Source organism: Gandjariella thermophila (assembly GCF_005405885.1).
Lineage (GTDB): Bacteria > Actinomycetota > Actinomycetes > Mycobacteriales > Pseudonocardiaceae > Gandjariella > Gandjariella thermophila.
Genome location: NZ_BJFL01000044.1, coordinates 1 through 19,454, shown reverse-complemented (window position 1 = coordinate 19,454; position 19,454 = coordinate 1). Strand labels below are relative to the sequence as shown.

General features: G+C 73.5%; 15 protein-coding genes and 1 tRNA gene. 6 read left to right on the top strand and 10 right to left on the bottom strand.

Features of this window, described 5'->3' with window-relative positions; translation table 11 throughout:
* Window positions 1-30: 30 nt before the first annotated feature.
* Both FFT21_RS25290 and FFT21_RS25285 read left to right on the top strand, forming a co-directional pair.
* Window positions 31-699, top strand: coding sequence for a glycosyltransferase family 2 protein (locus FFT21_RS25290; protein ID WP_137816442.1), 669 nt, complete (start codon window positions 31-33; stop codon window positions 697-699).
* On the top strand, window positions 696-1,412 hold the full coding sequence (locus FFT21_RS25285; protein WP_137816428.1) for a TIGR04282 family arsenosugar biosynthesis glycosyltransferase: 717 nt from the start codon (window positions 696-698) through the stop codon (window positions 1,410-1,412). Before FFT21_RS25290 ends, FFT21_RS25285 begins: the two co-directional genes overlap by 4 nt.
* A 95-nt stretch (window positions 1,413-1,507) precedes the next feature.
* On the opposite strand, the gene FFT21_RS25280 is transcribed toward FFT21_RS25285, so the two are convergent.
* The 7 genes from FFT21_RS25280 to FFT21_RS25250 form a co-directional block, all read right to left on the bottom strand.
* Window positions 1,508-3,037 (bottom strand): S1C family serine protease, encoded by a 1,530-nt coding sequence (locus FFT21_RS25280; RefSeq protein ID WP_137816427.1) that lies wholly within the window; start codon window positions 3,035-3,037, stop codon window positions 1,508-1,510.
* Between the two features lie 156 nt (window positions 3,038-3,193).
* Window positions 3,194-4,306, bottom strand: a complete 1,113-nt coding sequence (galT, locus tag FFT21_RS25275; RefSeq protein ID WP_137816426.1) for a galactose-1-phosphate uridylyltransferase — start codon at window positions 4,304-4,306, stop codon at window positions 3,194-3,196.
* Window positions 4,303-5,109, bottom strand: a complete 807-nt coding sequence (locus FFT21_RS25270) for a DeoR/GlpR family DNA-binding transcription regulator (RefSeq protein WP_137816425.1) — start codon at window positions 5,107-5,109, stop codon at window positions 4,303-4,305. Before FFT21_RS25270 ends, galT begins: the two co-directional genes overlap by 4 nt.
* Window positions 5,109-7,175 (bottom strand): beta-galactosidase, encoded by a 2,067-nt coding sequence (locus tag FFT21_RS25265; RefSeq protein ID WP_225978749.1) that lies wholly within the window; start codon window positions 7,173-7,175, stop codon window positions 5,109-5,111. Before FFT21_RS25265 ends, FFT21_RS25270 begins: the two co-directional genes overlap by 1 nt.
* Window positions 7,176-7,483: 308 nt before the next feature.
* The gene (locus FFT21_RS25260; RefSeq protein WP_137816440.1) at window positions 7,484-8,845 is read right to left on the bottom strand and encodes a HAMP domain-containing sensor histidine kinase; all 1,362 of its coding nucleotides are present in this window, start codon (window positions 8,843-8,845) and stop codon (window positions 7,484-7,486) included.
* Between the two features lie 80 nt (window positions 8,846-8,925).
* Window positions 8,926-9,624: a response regulator transcription factor gene (locus FFT21_RS25255; protein ID WP_137816424.1), complete on the bottom strand. Its 699-nt coding sequence runs from the start codon at window positions 9,622-9,624 to the stop codon at window positions 8,926-8,928.
* 145 nt (window positions 9,625-9,769) lie between these two features.
* Window positions 9,770-10,624: a 3-hydroxyacyl-CoA dehydrogenase family protein gene (locus FFT21_RS25250; RefSeq protein ID WP_137816423.1), complete on the bottom strand. Its 855-nt coding sequence runs from the start codon at window positions 10,622-10,624 to the stop codon at window positions 9,770-9,772.
* Window positions 10,625-10,811: 187 nt separating this feature from the next.
* Between FFT21_RS25250 and bluB the strand changes: the two genes are divergently transcribed.
* Together bluB and FFT21_RS25240 are read left to right on the top strand one after the other, a co-directional pair.
* A complete protein-coding gene (gene bluB, locus FFT21_RS25245) occupies window positions 10,812-11,426 on the top strand; it encodes a 5,6-dimethylbenzimidazole synthase (RefSeq protein ID WP_192909738.1) in 615 nt (204 codons plus the stop codon).
* A 70-nt stretch (window positions 11,427-11,496) separates the two neighbouring features.
* Window positions 11,497-12,993 carry a tetratricopeptide repeat-containing diguanylate cyclase gene (locus FFT21_RS25240; protein WP_225978748.1) on the top strand — a complete coding sequence of 499 codons (1,497 nt, stop codon included), beginning with the start codon at window positions 11,497-11,499 and terminating at the stop codon, window positions 12,991-12,993.
* Between the two features lie 124 nt (window positions 12,994-13,117).
* Here FFT21_RS25240 and FFT21_RS25235 read toward each other — a convergent pair whose 3' ends face one another.
* On the bottom strand, window positions 13,118-13,765 hold the full coding sequence (locus tag FFT21_RS25235) for a response regulator (RefSeq protein ID WP_137816420.1): 648 nt from the start codon (window positions 13,763-13,765) through the stop codon (window positions 13,118-13,120).
* 365 nt (window positions 13,766-14,130) lie between these two features.
* On the opposite strand from FFT21_RS25235, the gene FFT21_RS25230 reads away from it, so the two are divergent.
* Window positions 14,131-16,989, top strand: a complete 2,859-nt coding sequence (locus FFT21_RS25230; protein WP_225978747.1) for a penicillin acylase family protein — start codon at window positions 14,131-14,133, stop codon at window positions 16,987-16,989.
* Window positions 16,990-17,124: 135 nt separating this feature from the next.
* Here FFT21_RS25230 and FFT21_RS25225 read toward each other — a convergent pair whose 3' ends face one another.
* Window positions 17,125-18,192, bottom strand: a complete 1,068-nt coding sequence (locus FFT21_RS25225; protein WP_137816419.1) for a hypothetical protein — start codon at window positions 18,190-18,192, stop codon at window positions 17,125-17,127.
* A gap of 197 nt (window positions 18,193-18,389) precedes the next feature.
* Here FFT21_RS25225 and FFT21_RS25220 point away from each other — a divergent pair.
* Window positions 18,390-18,462: transfer RNA gene (locus FFT21_RS25220), tRNA-Arg, on the top strand.
* Between the two features lie 70 nt (window positions 18,463-18,532).
* Here FFT21_RS25220 and FFT21_RS25215 read toward each other — a convergent pair.
* Window positions 18,533-19,282, bottom strand: coding sequence for a tyrosine-type recombinase/integrase (locus FFT21_RS25215; RefSeq protein ID WP_225978746.1), 750 nt, complete (start codon window positions 19,280-19,282; stop codon window positions 18,533-18,535).
* Window positions 19,283-19,454: the final 172 nt, after the last annotated feature.

Below are 19,454 nucleotides of genomic sequence, written 5' to 3'. Positions count from 1 at the left end.
CGCGTTCCGGACGGAGCGGCGAGCGATGTGATCGACGTGGTACTGCCCTGCCTGGACGAAGCGGCGGCACTGCCCGGGGTGCTGCGCGCGTTGCCGCCCGGCTACCGCGCCCTGGTGGTGGACAACGGCTCGCGGGACGGCTCCGCCGAGGTGGCCGCCGGGTGCGGGGCGGTGGTGGTCCACGAGCCGAGACGCGGCTACGGCGCCGCGGTGCACGCCGGGGTCCGGCACGCCAGCGCCGACGTGGTGTGCGTACTCGACGCGGACGGTTCGCTGGACCCGGCCGCGCTGCCCGACCTGGTCGCGCCGGTGCGGGCCGGGCGGGCGGACCTGGCCGTGGGCCGGCGGGTGCCGGTGCACCGCCACACCTGGCCGTGGCACGCCCGCGCGGGCAACACGGTGCTGGCCGCGCGGCTTCGGCGGCGCGGGCTACCGGTGCGGGACATCGGCCCGGTGCGCGCGTTCCGGCGGGACGACCTGCTCGCGCTGGGCGTGGTCGACCGCGCCTTCGGCTACCCGCTGGAGGTGCTCATCCGCGCCGCCGCGGCCGGCTGGCGGGTGGTCGAGGTGGACGTCGCCTACCGGCCGAGGGCGGCGGGCACCCGGTCCAAGGTGTCCGGCTCGGTGCGCGGCACGCTGCGCGCCGTCCGGGACATGACGGCGGTGCTGGCCACCACCCGGCCCGGGGGCTCGCGATGACCGGGCTGTGCCTGCTGGTGGTGGCCAAGGCGCCGGTGCCGGGGCTGGCCAAGACCCGGCTGTGCCCGCCGGCCAGCCCGGAGCAGGCGGCCGAGGTGGCCGCGGCCGCCCTGCTGGACACGCTGGACGCGGTGCTGGCCGTGCCGAGCGCGGTGCCGGTGGTGGCGCTGACCGGTGACCTGCCCGGCGCGGCCCAGTTCGCCGAGCTACGGCCGCTGCTCGCCCGGACCCGGATGATCCCGCAGCGCGGCGCCGACTTCGCCGCGCGGCTGGCCGCCGCGCACGCCGACGCCGCCGCGCTGTGCCCGGGGCTGCCCGTGCTGCAGATCGGCATGGACACCCCGCAGGTGACTCCGGGCCTGCTCGCCGCGGCCGGGACGCGGCTGCGCACGGACGCGGCCGACGCGGTGCTCGGCCCGGCCGAGGACGGCGGCTGGTGGGCGCTCGGACTGCGCGACCCCCGCGCCGCCGAGGCGCTGCGCGAGGTGCCGATGTCCACTGCGGAGACCGGAGCGCGGACCCTGGACGCCCTGCGCGGCCGGGGACTCCACGTCGGCACACTGCCCACGTTGTCCGATGTGGACACTGTCGGGGACGCGTTGCGGGTCGCGGATCTGGTGCCCGAAAGCCGGTTCGCCCGGGCCGTCGGCCCACTGCGCGCGCACTCCGCCCCCAGCAAGGCGGCGGCCCTGCCACTGACCACAGAGGACTGACCGGCGGCAACGCGTCGTTGCGCTCACGACGAGAGGCGGGCCGGGCCCGGGGAACGGTCCACTCCGGACCCGGCCCTGAGGGGATTGCTTCGGACCTAGCGGCCGCCCACCGGCTGGCCGCCGAGGGTGACCTGCTTGGTGCCACCGCCAGCGAGGGTCAGGGTGACCGTGTCGCCGGGGTTGTGCGAGCGGACCGCGGCGACCAGGGCGTCCGAGTCGGGGATGCGCCGGTCGTCCAGCTTGATGATCACGTCACCGGCCTTGATCCCGGCCTTGTCCGCGGCGCCGCCCGGGGTGACGTTGTTGACCGATGCGCCGTTGCCGGACGGGTCGTCCTGCACGCTCACGCCGAGCACGGTCTGCGTGGCGCTGCCGCCCTTGGCCAACTCGTCGGCGATCCGCCTGGCCTGGTTGATCGGGATGGCGAAGCCGATGCCCACCGACCCGGCCTGCGACTGGCCGCCCAACCCGCCCTGGTTGGGGCTGTAGATCGCCGAGTTGATGCCGATCACCTGGCCCTGCATGTTGACCAGCGGCCCGCCGGAGTTGCCCGGGTTGATCGCGGCGTCGGTCTGGATGGCGTCCAGCACCGTGGCCTGGTTGCCGGTCTCCCCACCGGCCCGTACCGGCCGGTTCAGCGCGCTGACGATGCCCGAGGTGACCGTGCCGTTGAGGTCGAACGGCGAGCCGATCGCCACGACCTGCTGGCCGACCCTGAGGTCGTCGGAGCGGCCCAGATCGGCCGGGGTCAGCCCGGTGACGTTCTGCGCCTTCACCACGGCCAGGTCGGACGTGGGGTCGCGGCCGACGACCTGCGCGGCGGCCTGCCGGCCGTCCTGGAACACCGCCTGGATCTGGCCACCGTTCGCGGCGACCTCGACGACGTGGTTGTTGGTGAGGATGAGGCCGTCGGAGCTGAGCACGATGCCGGAACCCTCACCGGCCTCGGTGCCACCCCGCACCTGCAACTGCACCACGCTGGGCAGCACCTTCTGCGCCACCTGCTCCACCGAACCGGCCGGGGCGTTGCTCGTCTGCTTCGCCGGCAGTGGCCGGTCCAGCGCGTTGACCGCGGTGCTCTGCTCCGCCATCCGGTAGCCAAGGTAGCCCCCGCCGACCCCGGCCAGCCCGCCGACCACGAGCGCGAGCAGTGCGACCCCGGCGACCGAGCGGCGGACGCCGAGGCCGCGGCGCGACGGGCCGCCCGGCGGCTGGCCGGGCATGGCCAGCGTGGTCGGGCCACCAGGGGGCCCCGGCGGCATCTGCTGCGCCCCGTACTGTGGGAAGCCGCCGTAGGGCGCGGACTGCCACGGGTTGTGCTCGCCCTGCGGTGCGCCTCCGGCCGGTTGCGCCGAGGAAACGCCCTGCGGGGCGTCCGAGGAGGCGCTGGAGGCCGCGCCGGCGGGTGGCTCGCCGGGGGACGGCGCCGGGGCGGCCGATGAGGCGGAGGCTGCGCCGTACGCCGAGCCGGGCGGAGTGCCGGCGCCGGGACCGGACGCCCACGGGCTGGTCGCGCCGGAGTCGGTCCCGGTGCCCTCGGAGGTGGTCTGGGGTTCCTGGCCTTCGCCTGCCTGCTGCGGCCGCTCCGGGTGGCCGCCGCCAGCGCCCGGACTGTTCTCGGTCATGGCTCCTACTGTGCTTCCTTCGCCTGAGAGGCTGCTGAGATGGTGCTGGGGTTCCGATGTGGATCGGACCCTCGGGCGCCAAGCATGCCGCAGCCAGGGTCCCGCCCCGGCGGGCAACGCGCCACTCACCCGTGCCGGTCGCCCGGACGGCGGTGGTCAGCCGGAACGCCGGTCGGCGGGGCCGCGACCGCTGGCCCGCAGCTTCTCGGCGATCTGCTCCGGGGTGACGTCGTTGATCCACACCGCCATGCCGGACTCGGAGCCGGCCAGGTACTTGAGCTTGTCCGCGGTGCGCAGCACGGAGAACACCTCGAGGTGCAGCCAGGCCAGGTCGCGGTCGTGGCGGACGGGGGCCTGGTGCCAGCCGGCGACGTACGGCAGCGGGCGCCCGTACAACCCGTCCAGCCGGCGCAGCACCTCCAGGTAGAGGTGGGCGAAGTCGTCCCGCTCGGCGTCGCTCAGCGCGGGCAGGTCGGGCACCTGCCGGTGCGGCGCCACGTGCACCTCGACCGGCCAGCGCGCGGCCGGCGGCACGAACGCCGTCCAGTGTGTCGAGGTGGCCACCAACCGGGTGCCGGCGGCGCGCTCGGCGGCGAGCAGGTCGCCCAGCACGTGCCGGCCGTGCTCGTCCCGGTAGGCCCGCGCGGTCTCCAGCATCCGGGCGGTGCGCGGGGTGACGAACGGGTAGCCGTAGATCTGGCCGTGCGGGTGGTGCAGGGTGACGCCGATCTCCTCGCCGCGGTTCTCGAACGGGAAGACCTGCTCGATGCCGGGCAGCGCGCCGAGCGCCTCGGTGCGGTCCGCCCACGCGTCCACCACGGTGCGCACCCGGCTCGGCGCCAGCTCACCGAAGGAGGTGGTGTGCGCGGAGGTGAAGCAGACCACCTCGCAGCGGGCGCGGCCGGCGGCCCGGGCGGCCATCGGCACGCCGTCGACGGTTGGCGGCACGTCCGGCACGCTCATCGCGAACGACGGGAACCGGTTCTCGAAGACCACCACGTCGTAGCCGGGCTCGGGGATCTCGGTGGGCCGGCCGGGGCTGCTCGGGCACAGCGGGCACAGGTCGGCGGGCGGCTTGTAGGTGCGGGTCTGCCGGTGCGCGGCCATGGCCACCCACTCACCGGTCAGCGGATCGCGGCGGATCTCCGAGCGGTGCTCGGGAATGGGCAGGTCCCGGGTGTCCTTGGCGGTGCGCGGCGGCGCGTCCGAGGTGTCGTCGAAGTAGATGATCTCGCGACCGTCGGCGAGGTGGTTGACGGTGCGCCTCACGCTCCCACTCCCCGCTCGGGCGCCTTCGGCGTCGCCTCCGCGACCAGCAGTTCGCCGACGTGCTCGGCGAGGACCTCCCGACCCTCCTCGGCGATCCGGTCGTCGGTGACCAGCACGTCCGCCTCGTCGAGGTCGGCGATGGTGGAGATGCCCACGGTGCCCCACTTGGTGTGGTCGGCGACCACGACGACCCGGCTGGCCGCGTCGACCAGGGCGCGGTCGGTCTCGCTCTCGTTGAGGTTCGGCGTGGTGAACCCGGCGCGCTGGGTCATCCCGTGCACGCCGAGGAACACCACGTCGAGGTGCAGCGAGCGGAGCGTCTGCACGGCGACCGGGCCGACCAGCGCGTCGGACGGGGTGCGCACGCCGCCGGTGAGCACCACCGTGCGGTCGGTGCGACCGCTCTGCTGCAGCACGTCGGCGACCCGGATGGAGTTGGTGACCACGGTCAGGTCGGGCACGTCGTCCAGGAACCGGGCCACCGTCCAGGTGGTGGTGCCCGCGGACAGCCCGATCGCGGTGCCCGGCCGGACCAGCCCGGCGGCCACCCGGGCGATCGACTCCTTCTCCGCGAGCTGGCGCACCGACTTGGCCTCGAAGCCCGGCTCGTCGGTGCTCCGGCCGCTGACCGCCGTGGCCCCGCCGTAGACCTTCTCCACCAGGCCGCGGCTGGCCAGTACGTCCAGGTCGCGGCGCACCGTCATGTCGGACACGCCGAGCCGGACCACGAGGTCGCTGACCCGCACCGCGCCGGTGCGCCGCACCTCCTCCAGGATCACCGCCTGGCGCTGCCGAGCGAGCATCAGTATTCCTTTCGCGAGTTCACGCGCCCACGATCCCGATCCGCCGCGCGGGCCGCGCCCGCCGGGGTTTCCCGGATCACGACGCACCCGCCGGCCGGCACGGTGGCCTCGTCACGGATCTCGGTCCCGGTGAGCAGGTCGACGCCGCGGGCGGGCAGCCGCGCGTCCCGGTCCGTGTGGTTGATCACCGTCAGCCACGATACGTCGGCGTCCGGTGCGCGGCGCCGGACCACCTCCACGCCGGGCGGGGCGGGCACCGCCGGCCACACCCGGGCCGCGCCACAGACCCGGGCGAGCAGCCGGCGCAGGCCGGCCTCGTCCAGGCCACAGGCCAGGTACCAGGCCAGCCCGGAGCCGCGGGCGTGCCGGGTGACCGCCGGCATCCCGGCCAGCGCGCCGTCGGTGTAGCTGGCCAGCACCTCGGCGCCGTCCGGGTGCAGCAGTTCGGTCCACACCGTGGCGGTGCCGCCGTCGTCCAGGGTGACCCGCTCGCCGGCGCCGAGCGGGAAGAACTCCTCGGTGCGCACGCCGAGCAGGTCGCGGAACGCCCCGGGGTAGCCGCCCAGCCGCACCTGCCCGCGCTCGTCGGCGATCCCGGAGAAGCAGGTCACCAGCGCGTGCCCGCCGCCGAGCACGTAGTTGTCGATCCGCCGCGCGTCCATATCGGACACCAGGTGCAGCGCGGGCAGCAGCACCAGCCGGTAGCCGGACAGCTCCGCCGAGGGCGGCACGAAGTCGACGGTGATTCCGGCCTGCCACAGCGCCCGGTAGAGGGCGAGCGCGTGCTCCCGGTAGTCCAGGTCCGCGGTGGGCAGGCTGGGCTGCTGCAGCGCCCACCAGGACGGCCAGTCGAACACCATCGCCACGGAGGCGTCCACTGCGGACCCAAGTAGCTCGCCGAGTTTGCGGTACTCCGCGCCGACCCGGCAGACCTCGCGGAAGATCTTGGTGTCCTCCCCGGCGTGCGGCACCATCGCCGAGTGGAAGCGTTCCGCACCCGCCCGGGACGCCCGCCACTGGAAGAACAGCGTGCCGTCGGCGCCCCGGGCGAGATGCTGGAAGGCGTTGCGGCGCAGCTCACCCGGCCGCTTGGCGATATTGCGCGGCTGCCAGTTGACCGCCGAGGGAGCGTGCTCCATCAGCAGCCACGGCCGCCCGCCGGCCAGCCCGCGGGCCAGGTCGGCGGAGAACGCCAACTCGATGTGCCGCTCCGGGTCCTCCGCGGTCGGGTAGTGGTCCACCGAGACGAAGTCCACCTCGCGCGCCCACGACCAGTAGTCCACCGCGGAGAAGCCGCGCATGACCATGAAGTTGGTGGTCACCGGCACGTCCGGGGTGACATCGCGGAGTGCGTCGCGCTCGGCGCGGAACAGCGCCAGCAGCGCGTCCGAGCCGAACCGGTCGAAGTCCAGCAGCAGGCCGGGGTTGTGGAAGGCCGGCGTGATCCGCGGGGTGAGCACCTGCGACCAGGACGTGTAGTGCTGGCTCCAGAACGCGGTGGCCCACGCCTCGTTGAGCGCCTTCAGGTCGTCGCCGTAGCGGGCACGTAGCCACTCGCGGAACGCCACCGTGCAGCGGTCGCAGTAGCAGCGGGGCACGTGGCAGCCGTACTCGTTGCCGACGTGCCAGCAGGCCAGCGCGGGGTGGTCGCGGTAGTGCTCGGCGATGCGGCGGGCCAGCCCCACCGCCTTGTCCCGGTACACCGTCGAGGTGGGGCAGTAGGACTGCCGGGAACCCGGCCACAGCCGCGCGCCGTCCGCGCGCACCGGCAGCACCTCGGGGCGGCGGGCGGTCAGCCACGGCGGCGGCGCGGCGGTCGCGGTGGCCAGGTCCACCCGCACGCCACCGTCGTGCAGCAGGTCCAGCACCCGGTCCAGCCAGCCGAACTCGAAGCGGCCCTCCGCCACCTCGATCAGCGCCCAGGAGAACACGCCCACGGTGGCCAGGTTGACGCCGGCACGGCGCATCAGCCGGATGTCGTCGATCCAGACGTCCTCCGGCCACTGCTCGGGGTTATAGTCCCCGCCCCAGCCCGGTCCGGGCATCGCCAAGGGCCAGTCACGCACACCCGAAGCCTCGACCATCCGGCACCACACTGTCAACACAACCAAACACGAGAGTGTGTTGGTCGCTGTTTGCTATCGGAGTCGGGTTGGCCACCGGGCGAGCACCGGACGGCCGGTATTCCGCTCAGCGAATGGGGCGTCCGAGCCTTGTCTGGTGGCGTGGTGGCGGTCACATTGTGACGGACTTCGCCGCCATACTCACACAACACCGCACAGATCATCCCAGAAGGAACCACGGGCGGTGTTGCCTCCAGATCCTCGTTCCCGGCGTGGGCGGGCTGCCCCTCGCCGCCACCAAGGGATAGCCGTCAGCCGGGATGGCCGGGCAGGTGGAGGGCGAGCAGCGCGCCGCCCTCCGGGGCACGGCCCGCGTGGGCGCTGCCGCCGTGCCGCTCGGCCGCCTGCTTGACGATGGACAGGCCCAGCCCGGAGCCGGGCAGCGTGCGGGCCTCCGAGGACCGGTAGAACCGGTCGAACACGTGCGGCAGGTCGGCGTCCGCGATGCCCGGCCCGGCGTCGGCCACCTCCAGCACCACCGAACCGTCCCCGACCTGGCGCATCTCCACCCGGACCACCCCGCCCGGCGGGCTCCACTTGACCGCGTTGTCCAGCAGGTTGAGCACCGCCCGCTCCAGCGCGTTGGCGTCACCGAGCAGGTTCCATGGGAACAGCCGCACGTCGAACTCGACGTCCGAGGAGGACGCCCGCCGCCGCGCCCGGGACAGCGCCCGCTCCACCACCTCGACCAGTTCCACCGGCTCGTGCACCGCCTGCGGCACGTCCTCCCGTGCCAACTCGACCAGGTCGCCGATCAGCGCGGTCAGCTCGTCAAGCTGCGCACGCACGTCGTCGTAGATCTCCTTGCGGTCCTCTTCGGACAGTTTGGGGGCGCCCGGTTTCTCGGAAGCCAGCAGCAGCTCCAGGTTGGTGCGCATGGAGGTGAGCGGAGTGCGCAGCTCGTGCCCGGCGTCGGCGACCAGCCGGCGCTGCCGCTCCTGGGACTCGGCCAGCGCGGCGAGCATCGCGTTGAAGCTCTGCGTCAGCCGGGCCAACTCGTCGTCGCCGGAGACCGGGATCGGGCGCAGGTCCCCGGTGCGGGCGATCCGGCTGGTCGCCCGGGTCAACCGCTGCACGGGCCGCAGGCCGCCCTGGGCCACCGCGGTGCCGGCGGCCGCGGCGAGCAGCACCCCCGCGCCGGACACCACGATCAGCACCAGGCCCAGCCGGGCCAGGGTCGCCTTGGTGGGCGCCATGGACTGCGCGATCACCAGCGCGGTCCCCGGCTGCAACGGGTAGGGCACGGCCAGCACGCGGTAGTCGGCGCGCGAGTCGGTGCGGAAGTGCGGCCCCACCCCGGTCTGCGCGACCGCCTCCTCGTCCTCGCCGATCGGCGGGCGCTCGGTGCGGATGCCGAGCTGGGACTCGCCGTTGCCGTCGATCACGTCGATCTGGGTGCCTAGCGACGCCAGCACCCCGGCTGGGATGGTCTCCTGGCCGCGCACCAGCACCGTCGGGCTGTGCACCACGTTCTGCGCCCGGACCAGCAGGTTCTCGTCGAGCTGGCGGTAGAGGTTGGTGCTCACCGTGACGAACGCGGCCAGCGACACCAGGGCCACCGCGCCGGCGACGCAGATCGCCGCGAGCAGGGTGACCCTGGCGCGCAGCGACATGCGGCCGCCGAGCCACCCACCGTCCCGATGTGTCCACTGTGGTGCTGCTGCGGGCCGCGGTGGTCGCTGGGGCCCAATGGTCACGGAGGCGTCTCCCGAAGCACGTAGCCCACCCCGCGCACGGTGTGGATCAGGCGCGGCTCACCACCGGCCTCGGTCTTGCGGCGCAGGTAGCCGACGTAGACCTCCAGAGCGTTGCCCGAGGTGGGAAAGTCGTAGCCCCAGACGTCCTCGAGGATGCGGCTGCGGGTGAGCACCTGCCTCGGGTGCGCCATCAGCAGCTCGAGCAGGGTGAACTCGGTGCGGGTCAGGCTGATCGACCGCTCGCCCCGGCGCACCTCCCGGGTGCCTGGGTCCAGCACCAGGTCGGCGAACCGCAGCGGCTGCGGGACGTGGCCATTCTCCGCCTCCCGCTCGGCGGCCGCCCTGCGCAGCAGCGCGCGCAGCCGGGCCAGCAACTCCTCCAGGGCGAACGGCTTGGGCAGGTAGTCGTCCGCGCCGGCGTCCAGGCCGGCCACCCGGTCGGACACCGCGTCGCGCGCGGTGAGCACCAGGATCGGGAGATCGTCCCCGGTGCCGCGGAGCCGCCGGCACACCTCCAGCCCGTCCAGCCGGGGCATCATCACGTCGAGCACCATCGCGTCGGGACGCTGGGCGGCCACGGCCTCCAGGGCCTGGCGCCCGTCGCCGGCCAGCTCGACCTGGTAGCCGTTGAACTGCAGGGAGCGCCGCAGCGACTCCCGGACGGCCCGGTCGTCGTCGACTACGAGGATGCGCATGGCCTTCAGTGTTCCCCGCTGGCCTGAGAGGCGCCTGAGAAGGGGCCAAACCAACACCGTGAGGTATGCCGAGGCCGCCGACCGAGGCCGCGGGTAGAGCGCGCCCCGGTCGCCGGCCCAGGTCCACACCGGTCGCCGGGAGCGTTCAGCTCCAGTCGAAGAAGCCGCGGCCCGTCTTGCGGCCCAGTTCGTCCCGGCCCACCTTGTCCCGCAATAGTTGCGGCGGCGCGAACCGGGGTCCGAGTTCCCGCTCCAAGTGCTCGGCGATGGCCAACCGCACGTCCAGGCCGACCAGGTCGGTGAGCCGCAGCGGCCCCATCGGCCAGCCGTAGCCCAGCCGCATCCCGGTGTCGATGTCCTCGGCCGAGGCGACGCCCTCCTGCACCATCCGGATCGCCTCCAGGCCGACCGCGACGCCCAGCCGGGAGGTGGCGAAACCGGGCGAGTCGCGGACCACGATCACCGTCTTGCCCAGCGCCTCCGCCCAGCCGGCGGCCCGCGCCACGAGGTCGTCGGCCACCCCGCCGTGCCGCACCACCTCCACCAGCGGCTGCACCGGCACCGGGTTGAAAAAGTGCATGCCGAGCACCCGTTCCCCGGGCAGCCCCTCGGCGAGCGCGCCGACCGACAGCGACGAGGTGTTGGAGGCCAGCACGGCGTCCGGGCAGGCGCCCGCGGCGGCGGCCAGTACCCGGCGCTTCAGCGCGGCGTCCTCCGGCACCGCCTCCACCACCAGCTCCGCTCCCGGTGGCAGATCGGCCAGGGTGTCCACCACGGACAGCGCGGCGAGCAGGTCGTTCGGCGTGGCGGCGAGCTTCCCGCGGTCGGCGGCCTTGGCCAGCGAGTTGGCCACCGCGTCCCGGGCCTTCGCCGCGGCGTCCGCGGAGACCTCGGCGACGGTGACCCGTGCGCCGGCGGCGAGCAGCACGTGCGCGATGCCCGCGCCCATGGTGCCGCCGCCGATCACCGCGGCGGTCCGCGGAGCATTGCTGTCGGTCATCCCACTCTCCCGCGTGAACGCTGCTGGCGATCTGCCCGGGACCCTAACCGGGTGGCGCGGGCCACGGGCACCGCGCGCTCCCCCGATCGGCTGAGGCAGTATCGGTTGGGTGACCAGTGCCCAACATCCCTCGACGAACCCGGCCGCCCAGGAATCTCCCCGCGGCGGCCCCGGCCTGTACGACGTGATGCACCGGCGGCGGGACACCCGGGCCGAATTCACCGGGGAGCCCGTGCCGGAAGCGGTGCTGCGCAGGGTGCTCGCGGCGGCGCACGCGGCGCCCAGCGTCGGGCTGTCCCAGCCGTGGGACTTCGTGGTGGTGCGCGACGAGTCGACCAGACGGGCCTTCCGCGACCACGTGCACGCCGAGCGCAGCGTCTTCGCCGCCCAGCTCGACGGGGAGCGCGCCGAGGTGTTCTCCCGCATCAAGATCGAGGGCGTGCTGGAGTCCAGCCTCGGCATCGTCGTCACCTACGACCCGGAGCGCGGGTCGCCGGCCGTGCTGGGCCGGCACGCGATCGCCGACGCCGGGCTGTACTCGGTGTGCCTGGCCATCCAGAACCTGTGGCTGGCCGCCACCGCCGAGGGACTCGGTGTCGGGTGGGTGAGCTTCTACCGGGAGGACTTCCTGCGCCACCTGCTCGGCATTCCGGGGCGGGTGCGTCCGGTGGCCTGGCTGTGTGTCGGCCCGGTGCGTAACCTGCCAGACACGCCCGATTTGGAACGCCACGGCTGGCGCAGCCGTCTACCCCTTGATGACGTGCTGCACCAGGAACGGTACAGCCAGCGAACCTCCCGGTAGCCTGAGGCCAGCCGGGCGGACGTGGCGCAACGCGTCGGCGCGGCGAGCGACTGGGGAGTGTCGAGGCGGAGTGGAGCAGGACAACCGGCCGGTGGCGGGGCCCATCCCGCAGCAGGACCAGGTGGTGCGGTCACTGCTCAACGCCGGCCGCCTGCCGGAGGCCAACACGCTCTTCGACCAGGTGGTGGCGAAGACCCCGCCGGGCGCGGACCGGTGGCAGCGCTCCGCGGTGCTGGTCAACCGGGCCATCCTGGCCTGGCGGCTGGGCCGCATCCCGCTTGCCCTGGAACTGGCCGCCGAGGGCTGGACCGACCTGGACTCCGAACTGCCCACCAGCCCGGCCGCCGCGCACACCCTCGCCTCGCTGGGCTACCTGCTGGAGGGCATCGGGCACCGCAGGGCCGCGCTGGACCTGCTGCGCCTGGCGGTGAAGGTGGCCCGCCGCGCCGGCGACCCGGACGTGCTGGCCGGCGCGCTGCAACGGCTCGGCGGCACGTTGAACTTCCGCGCGATGGACGGCCCGGTGAGCGCCGCGGAACCGATCTTCCGGGAGGCCAGGGCGTACCTGGAGGAGGGGCGGACGCTGGTCAACGCCGGCTTCGTCTACCGGGGCCTGCTCGGCGCGCTGAGCCGGTCACTCGCCGGGCTGGGTGAGTTGGACGCCGCCGAGGAGATGGCCAACCGCACGATGCGGCTGGGCATGGAGGCCGGCGACCGGTGGGCGGTCTCGGTGGGGAACTGGGTGCTCAGCGTGGTCTGCCGGGCCCGGGGCGACCTGGTCCGGTCCCGGACGCTGGCCAGCCGCGCCGTCACCGAGGCGGAGCGGATCAACGACACCGCGCTGCTGCTTCGGTTCTCCCTGGACCTCGCGGACGTGTGCGTGGAGATGGGTGACGCGGTCGGCGAGTCCACCGCACTGCGGCGCAGCGTCACCGCCACCACCAAGGCCGTGGAGACCCTGCAGGAGGGGTTGGGGCAGGCGCTGGAGCAGCGGCGGATCGCGGTGCAGGCGCAGCGGCTGGCGATGGAGGCGCAGGAAGCCGCAGCCCGGGACCCGCTCACCGGGCTGGCCAACCGGCTCGGGCTGGAACGCACCGCGCCCGGCCTGCTGGCGCGCACCGTGGGGCGCGGCCGGGTGCCGTGGCTGGTGCTGGTGGACGTCGACTGGTTCAAGGGCGTCAACGACGTGGCCGGGCACGCGGCCGGGGATGCCGCGCTGCGGGAGATCGCGAAGCTGCTGCGCCGCGAGTGCCGGGCCGACGACCTGGTCGCCCGCTGGGCCGGGGACGAGTTCGTGGTGCTGCTCGGCGACACCAGCGACGACCGGCACGCCGGGCCCGCGGTGGCCGAGCGGATCCGCGCGGCGGTCGACGAGCACGACTGGACGATCATGCTCGGCGGCACCCGCCGGCCCACGGTGAGCATCGGCGTGGCCGCCGGTCCCGGGTCGCTGGACAAGCTGTTCGCCGCCGCGGACATCGCGCTGTACCGGGCGAAGCGGGGCGGCCGGAACCGCGTCGAGGTGCATCCGCCGGTCCCCGAAACCGAACTCGCCTCCGGCCGCTGAAGGCACCGCCGACGCTCGCTAGCCCGTTCGGCCGTTTTCACTCGAGCAGATGGCGGCATTTCCCGAACTCCGGATTGGTCGGGCGTTCCCGGTGCTGTCGCGGTCGGCGGCCGGTTTCCTTTCGTCAGGCGATCAGCCCGCCCCGAAACGCGACCAGAGCGGCCTGCACCCGGTTCACCGCGCCGATCTTGCCCAGCACCGAGGACACGTATCCCTTCACCGTCGCCTCGGAAAGGTGCAGCGACGCGCCGATCTCCGCGTTGGACATGCCCTGCCCGATCAGCGTGAGGACCTCGCGCTCCCGGTCGGAGAGGGAGGCGAGCAACCGGCGGGCCGGTTCGGCGGCGCGTTCCCCGTCGGCGACCGCGGCAAGCACCCTCGCCGCCACGCCCGGATCGAGTACCGCACCGCCCGCCGCCAGGTCCCGCACGGCGCGCACCAACTGTTCCGGCTCGGTGTCCTTGAGCAGGAAGCCGCTGGCGCCCAGCCGGAGCGCCTCGCTGACGTACTCGTCAACGTCGAACGTGGTCAGCATGGCCACCCGGGGCGGCTCGGGCAGCGCGCGCAGCCGGCGCAGCGCGGCCAGGCCGTCGAACGACCTCATCCGGATGTCCAGCAGCGCGACGTGCGGCCGGTGCTGGCGGGCCAGCTCGGCGACCAGGTGGCCGTCGTCGCATTCCGCGACCACCTCGATGTCCCCTGCGCTGCCGAGAATCATGCGCAGCCCGGAACGGACCAGGTCCTCGTCGTCGGCCAGGATCACCTTGATCACGACGCCCTCCCCGATTCGGCGTTGAGCTTTTGCCCCGGAACCAGCATCGCGCACTCACACGCGTATGCGGGTTATCGCGGTGTTATCTCACCACTCGGGCGAACATTTGCCCAACAGGGGTACCGGGAACGCGGGAAGGGTAACTGTTGACAGTTTGCCCACTTTCGTTCCGTCGAATGGCGCTCGATTCACGCCCGACCGGAGCCGGCGGGCGCACCCGTTCGTCCCCGTCCGGGGGTCGGGAACGGCCCCCGCCAGCCTTAGACCATTCGAGTGACTGTGAAAGGTGAAGGGCTTTCGCGTAACACTACCGGCAAGTAACCTTCGCCACAGGCGCAGCCGCAGGCTCTCGAAGAGGAGAACCGATGATGGCGTCCATCCGCGGCCCCCGGCCCCGTGCCGTCGTGGCGTTATCCGTGGCACTCACCACCGGCGCGGTGCTGGGGCTCGCCGAGTCACCGGCGTCCGCGTCCTCCGCGGCCCCGCCCGACTACTGCGCCGGCCAGTGCCGGGACGTGCTCCCGCCCGGCGAGAACGGCAACGCCACGCTCGTCGACATCATCGGCAACCGGCTGCTCGGCACCCGCCCGCCGCACACCGACGACCAGCTCGGCCGCTACGACCAGCTGCTCTACCACTACGGCGGCCTGACCGACGACCAGCTCGCCCGGTTCTTCGGCGACGCCTCCTTCGGCGTCCCGGCCGAGGCGGTGGAGAGTGTCACCCGGCCCCGGCCCGACGTGACCATCGTGCGGGACAGGTCGTTCGGCGTGCCGCACATCACCGGCACCACCCGGTACGGCACCGAGTTCGGCGCCGGGTACGCGGCCGCCAACGATCGGCTGTGGCTGATGGACGTGTTCCGGCACGTCGGCCGCGGCGAGCTGAGCGCCTTCGCCGGCGGGGCCCCGGCCAACCGGGAACTCGAGCAGGCGTTCTGGCGGCAGGCACCGTACACCGAGGCCGACCTGCGGGCCCAGGTCGACCGGCTGGCCCGGTCCGGGCCGCGCGGGCAGCAGTTGCTCGCCGACGTCACCGCCTACGTTGACGGGATCAACGCCTACATCGACCGGTCCCACTCCGACCGCGACTTTCCGGGCGAGTACGTGCTCACCGGGCACGCCGACGCGATCACCAACGCCGGTGGGCCGGAGCACTTCACCGTCACCGACACCATCGCGATCGCCTCGGTGGTCGGCGCGCTGTTCGGCACCGGAGGCGGCGGCGAGGTGCAGTCCGCCCTGGCCAAGCTGGCCCTCGACGCCAGGTACGGGCCGGAGGAGGGCGACCGGCTGTGGCAGGCGTTCCGGGAGCGCAACGACCCCGAGGCGGTGCTCACCCTGCACGACGGCCAGCGCTTCCCGTACGGGGACGCGCCCGCCGGCGCGCCGGGCGTGGCCATGCCCGACCCGGGATCGGTGACCCCGCAACCGATCGTCTACGACCCGACCGGCTCCGCCGCCAGTGGCGCGAGGGCGCCGGCGGTGCCGAAGGGCGCGCGCGGCAGCGGCCTGGACGCGGCCCGCGGCATCTTCAACGGCGGCGTGCTCCCCGCCCACCTGCTGGACAACCCGAAGCACGGGATGTCCAACGCGCTGGTGGTCTCGGCCGCGCACAGCGACACGGGCCACCCGGTTGCCGTGTTCGGCCCGCAGACCGGGTACTTCGCCCCGCAGTTGCTGATGCTGGAGGAGTTGCAGGGACCCGGCATCAGCGCCCGCGGCGTCGCGTTCGCCGGCACCAGCATGTACGTGCAGCTGGGCCGCGGCCAGGACTACGCGTGGAGCGCGACCACCGCCGCCCAGGACATCACCGACACGTTCGCCGTCCCGCTGTGCGAACCCGGTGGCGCACCGGCCACCAGGGACTCCGAGCACTACCTGTTCCACGGCGAGTGCCTGCCCATGGAGCACCTGGAACGCGACGACGCCTGGCAGCCGACGGTGGCCGACCAGACTCCGCCCGGCTCGTACAAACTGATCGTCGAGCGCACCCGGTACGGCCTGGTGGCCTCCCGCGGAACCGTGGCCGGCAAGCCGGTCGCGTTCACCAGCCTGCGCTCCACTTACCAGCACGAGGCGGACTCGGCGATCGGCTTCCAGGAACTCAACGATCCCAGCTTCGTGCGCTCCGCCCGGGACTTCCAGCGCGCCGCGGCGGACATCGGCTACACGTTCAACTGGTTCTACGTGGACTCCCGGGACACCGCGTACTTCAACTCCGGCGCCAACCCGGTGCGCGCGCCCGGCGCCGACCCCAACCTGCCCACCAGGGCGGAGCCGGCGTACGAGTGGCGCGGCTGGGACCCCGCGACGAACACCGCCACCGGCACGCCGGCGTCGGCCCACCCGAACTCGATGAACCAGGACTACTACGTGAGCTGGAACAACAAGCAGGCGCTGGACTACGCCTCGGCCGGCTACGGCAACGGGCCGGTGCACCGGGTGAACCTGCTCGACGACCGGGTGAGGGCTCTGGTGGCGAGCGGGCGGCCGGTGACCCGGGCGGCGCTCACCCGTGCCATGGAGGACGCGGCCAACGTGGACCTGCGCGGCGAGGACGTGCTGCCGGAGCTGCTCCGCGTGATCGGCAGCGCGCCGGTCACCGACCCGAAGCTGGCCGCCGTGGTCCGCGAGCTGACGGGCTGGCAGCGCTCCGGCGCGCACCGTAGGGCCGCGGCCGCCGGCGGCCACTCCTATCTGGACGCCGATGCGATCCGGACGATGGACGCCTGGTGGCCGCTTCTGGTGGCGGCGGAGTTCCGGCCGGGCATGGGCGACGACGCGTTCGCCGCGATGCTGTCCGTGCTGCAGATCAACGAGTCGCCGTCCGGTGGGCAGACCGGCCCGGCGGGCGACTCGGTGAACGTCAACGAGACCCAGCCGCACAAGGGATCGTCGTTCCAGTTCGGCTGGTGGTCCTATGTGGACAAGGATCTGCGCGCGGTGCTCGGTGAGCGCGTACCGGGCGGCTTCGACCGGCCGTTCTGCGGTGGTGGCGACCTGGCCGCGTGCCGGCAGATGCTGCTGGACACGTTGCGGCAGGCCGCGGCCGAGCCGGCCAACCAGGTCTACCCCGGCGACGCCGACTGCGCCGCCGGCGACCAGTGGTGCGCCGACGCCATCATCCAGCGGCCGCTCGGCGGCATCACGGACGGCACCATCGGCTGGCAGAACCGGCCGACCTACCAGCAGGTCGTGCAGTTCCCCGCACACCGGCCCTGACCGGGCCACTCCTGCTGGCGCACCGGGCCCGTCGCCGACCCGCCATCGCGGCGGCCGCACCGATCCGGCCCCCGCGCCAGCCACCGACCGCGTCCGGTGGGCCGGCCCCGCACGCCCGGCCCGCCGGACGCACCCTCAGCCAGCCGTCTCCCCCGGTTGCCCCGTGCCCTCCCCGGAGGGTTCCGCGACCTCCCCCGACTGTCCCGTGCCCGCGCTCGGCTCTCCCGTACCCTCCGCCGGTGCTTCGCGCGGCTCCGTGGCTTCCGCGTCCTCGGGCGCACCCTGGTCGGTCACCCGGTGCCGGCCGCCCGCGCCGTCCCGCCCGTCCTCGGCCGGTTCCGACCGTTCCGCGGCGCGGGGTAACTGCGCGGCGAGGTCGGGTCGGCCGAGGCGGTCCAGAGCGTGCCGTAGCACCGGAAGAAGCTGCCACGGGCCGTCCCGCCCGGTGTCCCGAAGCAGCTCGTCCAGCACCGCCGCGACCTGCTCGCCGGCCTGCCGGCGGGACGCGTCGATCGCCGCGGCCGCCCGGTGGAAGTGCTCAGCCATCTCCGGGATCCGCTCCGGCTCGTCCTGGTGACGGCGGAACCACCACACGGTCGCATTGCTCGGGTCGGCGAGCAGCGTGTCGCGCAGGTGGCGCAGCTCGTCCAACTCCAGTCGCCGCTCCACGTCCCGCACCGACCTTGCCCGCTGCACCTCGGCGAACCGCTGGGCGAGCGCGAGCTGGTCCGGATGCACGGACAGCCGGGTGCGCACCGACCGCACCCGCAGCCGGGTGCCCTCCACCTCCGCGGCGAACCCGAGCCTCGTGTTCAGCTCGTCGAGCACCCGCTGGTACTCGGTCACCGAGGCCCGCGCGGTGATCCGGCTGGCCCGCTCGCACACCGCGTGCCGCACCACCGCCTCCGGATCGGGATGGCCGAGGCCGCCGCCGTCCTCCTCCGCCCAGTCCGCCGTGAACTGCGCCTCGAACGTGAGCCCCGCCAGCGAGCTGGGCAGCGACACGCTGAACGTGGTCGTTCCGGAGGCCACGACGGTCGGTCTGGCCGGCCGCTCCGGCGCGACGGGCGGCTCCGCGTCCAGCGCCTCGGCGCCGAGCGGCTGGTCGATCCACGCGTCCCGGTCCATCCGCCGGCGCCGCCACCATCCCCGAAGGCGCCGCATGCGCTGCGGTCTGGCCCGCGCCCACGGGTCCGTGCCCATCGCCCACCTCTCCCCCGGCGTCGTGGCGTCCGCGTCCGAGCCGCCTCGCATGCCATCGTGGGTCGGACCACCGATGTTGCGATGCCCGCCGATCAGCCCCGCCCGGCTGCTCCAGCCGGCCGCCGGATCCCGGTTCGTCCTTCGCCACCGCCCCAGATACCCTTGACTGCGGGCAGGCGCTCCGGCGTTCCGCCCACGCCCTCGTAGCTCAGGGGATAGAGCACCGATCTCCTAAATCGGGTGTCGTAGGTTCGAGTCCTACCGAGGGCACCCCAGGTCAGAGGGGTTGTGGCCGATCTTGGACCGGCCCCGCCGCCGATCCCGTGCGATTAGCGTGCGATTAGCCCTTGCCGCGCCGGCCGCCCTTCTTCTTGTCCAGCGCGGCCTTGGCCTGGCGGCTCATCTCCGCCGCGATGTACCGGTCGCGCTTGTTCGTCGCGTGCTGGTACACCAGCGCGGCCCGCACGGTGGAGTGCCCCATCCGGTGCATCAACTCCTTCGTGCTGGCCCCGGCCTCCGCTGCAAGCTGGTTGCCGGTGTGCCGCAGGTCGTGAAAGTGGAAGTCCTCCGGTAGCCCAGCCTTGCGCTTGTTCTCGTCCCACTTCGCGGAGCGCCGGAAGTTCCCGCGACGCAGGCCCGTGCCTTCCGGGCTGGTGAACACCAGGGCGTCCCCTTCCGGAGCCACGAAGTCGGCTAGGTGCCGACGCAGCTCCGGCATAACCAGCAGTGGCAACGCCACCGTGCGCTTGCCGGCCGAGGACTTCGTGGAACCCTCGTCCATCGATCCGTCGTCCAGCTCGGCCACCCGACGCGGCACCCGGACCGTCGCCGCGTCCAGGTCGATGTCCGACCGACGAAGCCCCACCAGCTCGCTCCACCGCAGACCGGTGAACGCTGCCGTGAGGATCAGCACCCGGTACCGCGCCGGCACGAGCTTCGCCAGTGCATAGACCTGGGTCACGGTGGCGAACGGGCGTTCCGGCGTGTCCACCCGGTCCGCACCCTTGATCCGGCACGGATTCCGCTTGATCATGCCGTCATCCACCGCCGTGTTCAGGATCGACCGGAGCAACCGGTACGCCTTGGCCACGGTCGATTCCCCGCGCCCTCCGTCCAGGAGGCGGGTTCGCCACGTACGCTGAGCTTGGCCCCCTGATCCGGACACCTGACCTGAGGTGACCGTTGGTCACGAGGAAGGATGTCTGGCATGCCCGCACCACACCCGGCCGAGTTCCGGCAGCGTGCCGTGGAGCTGGCCCGGC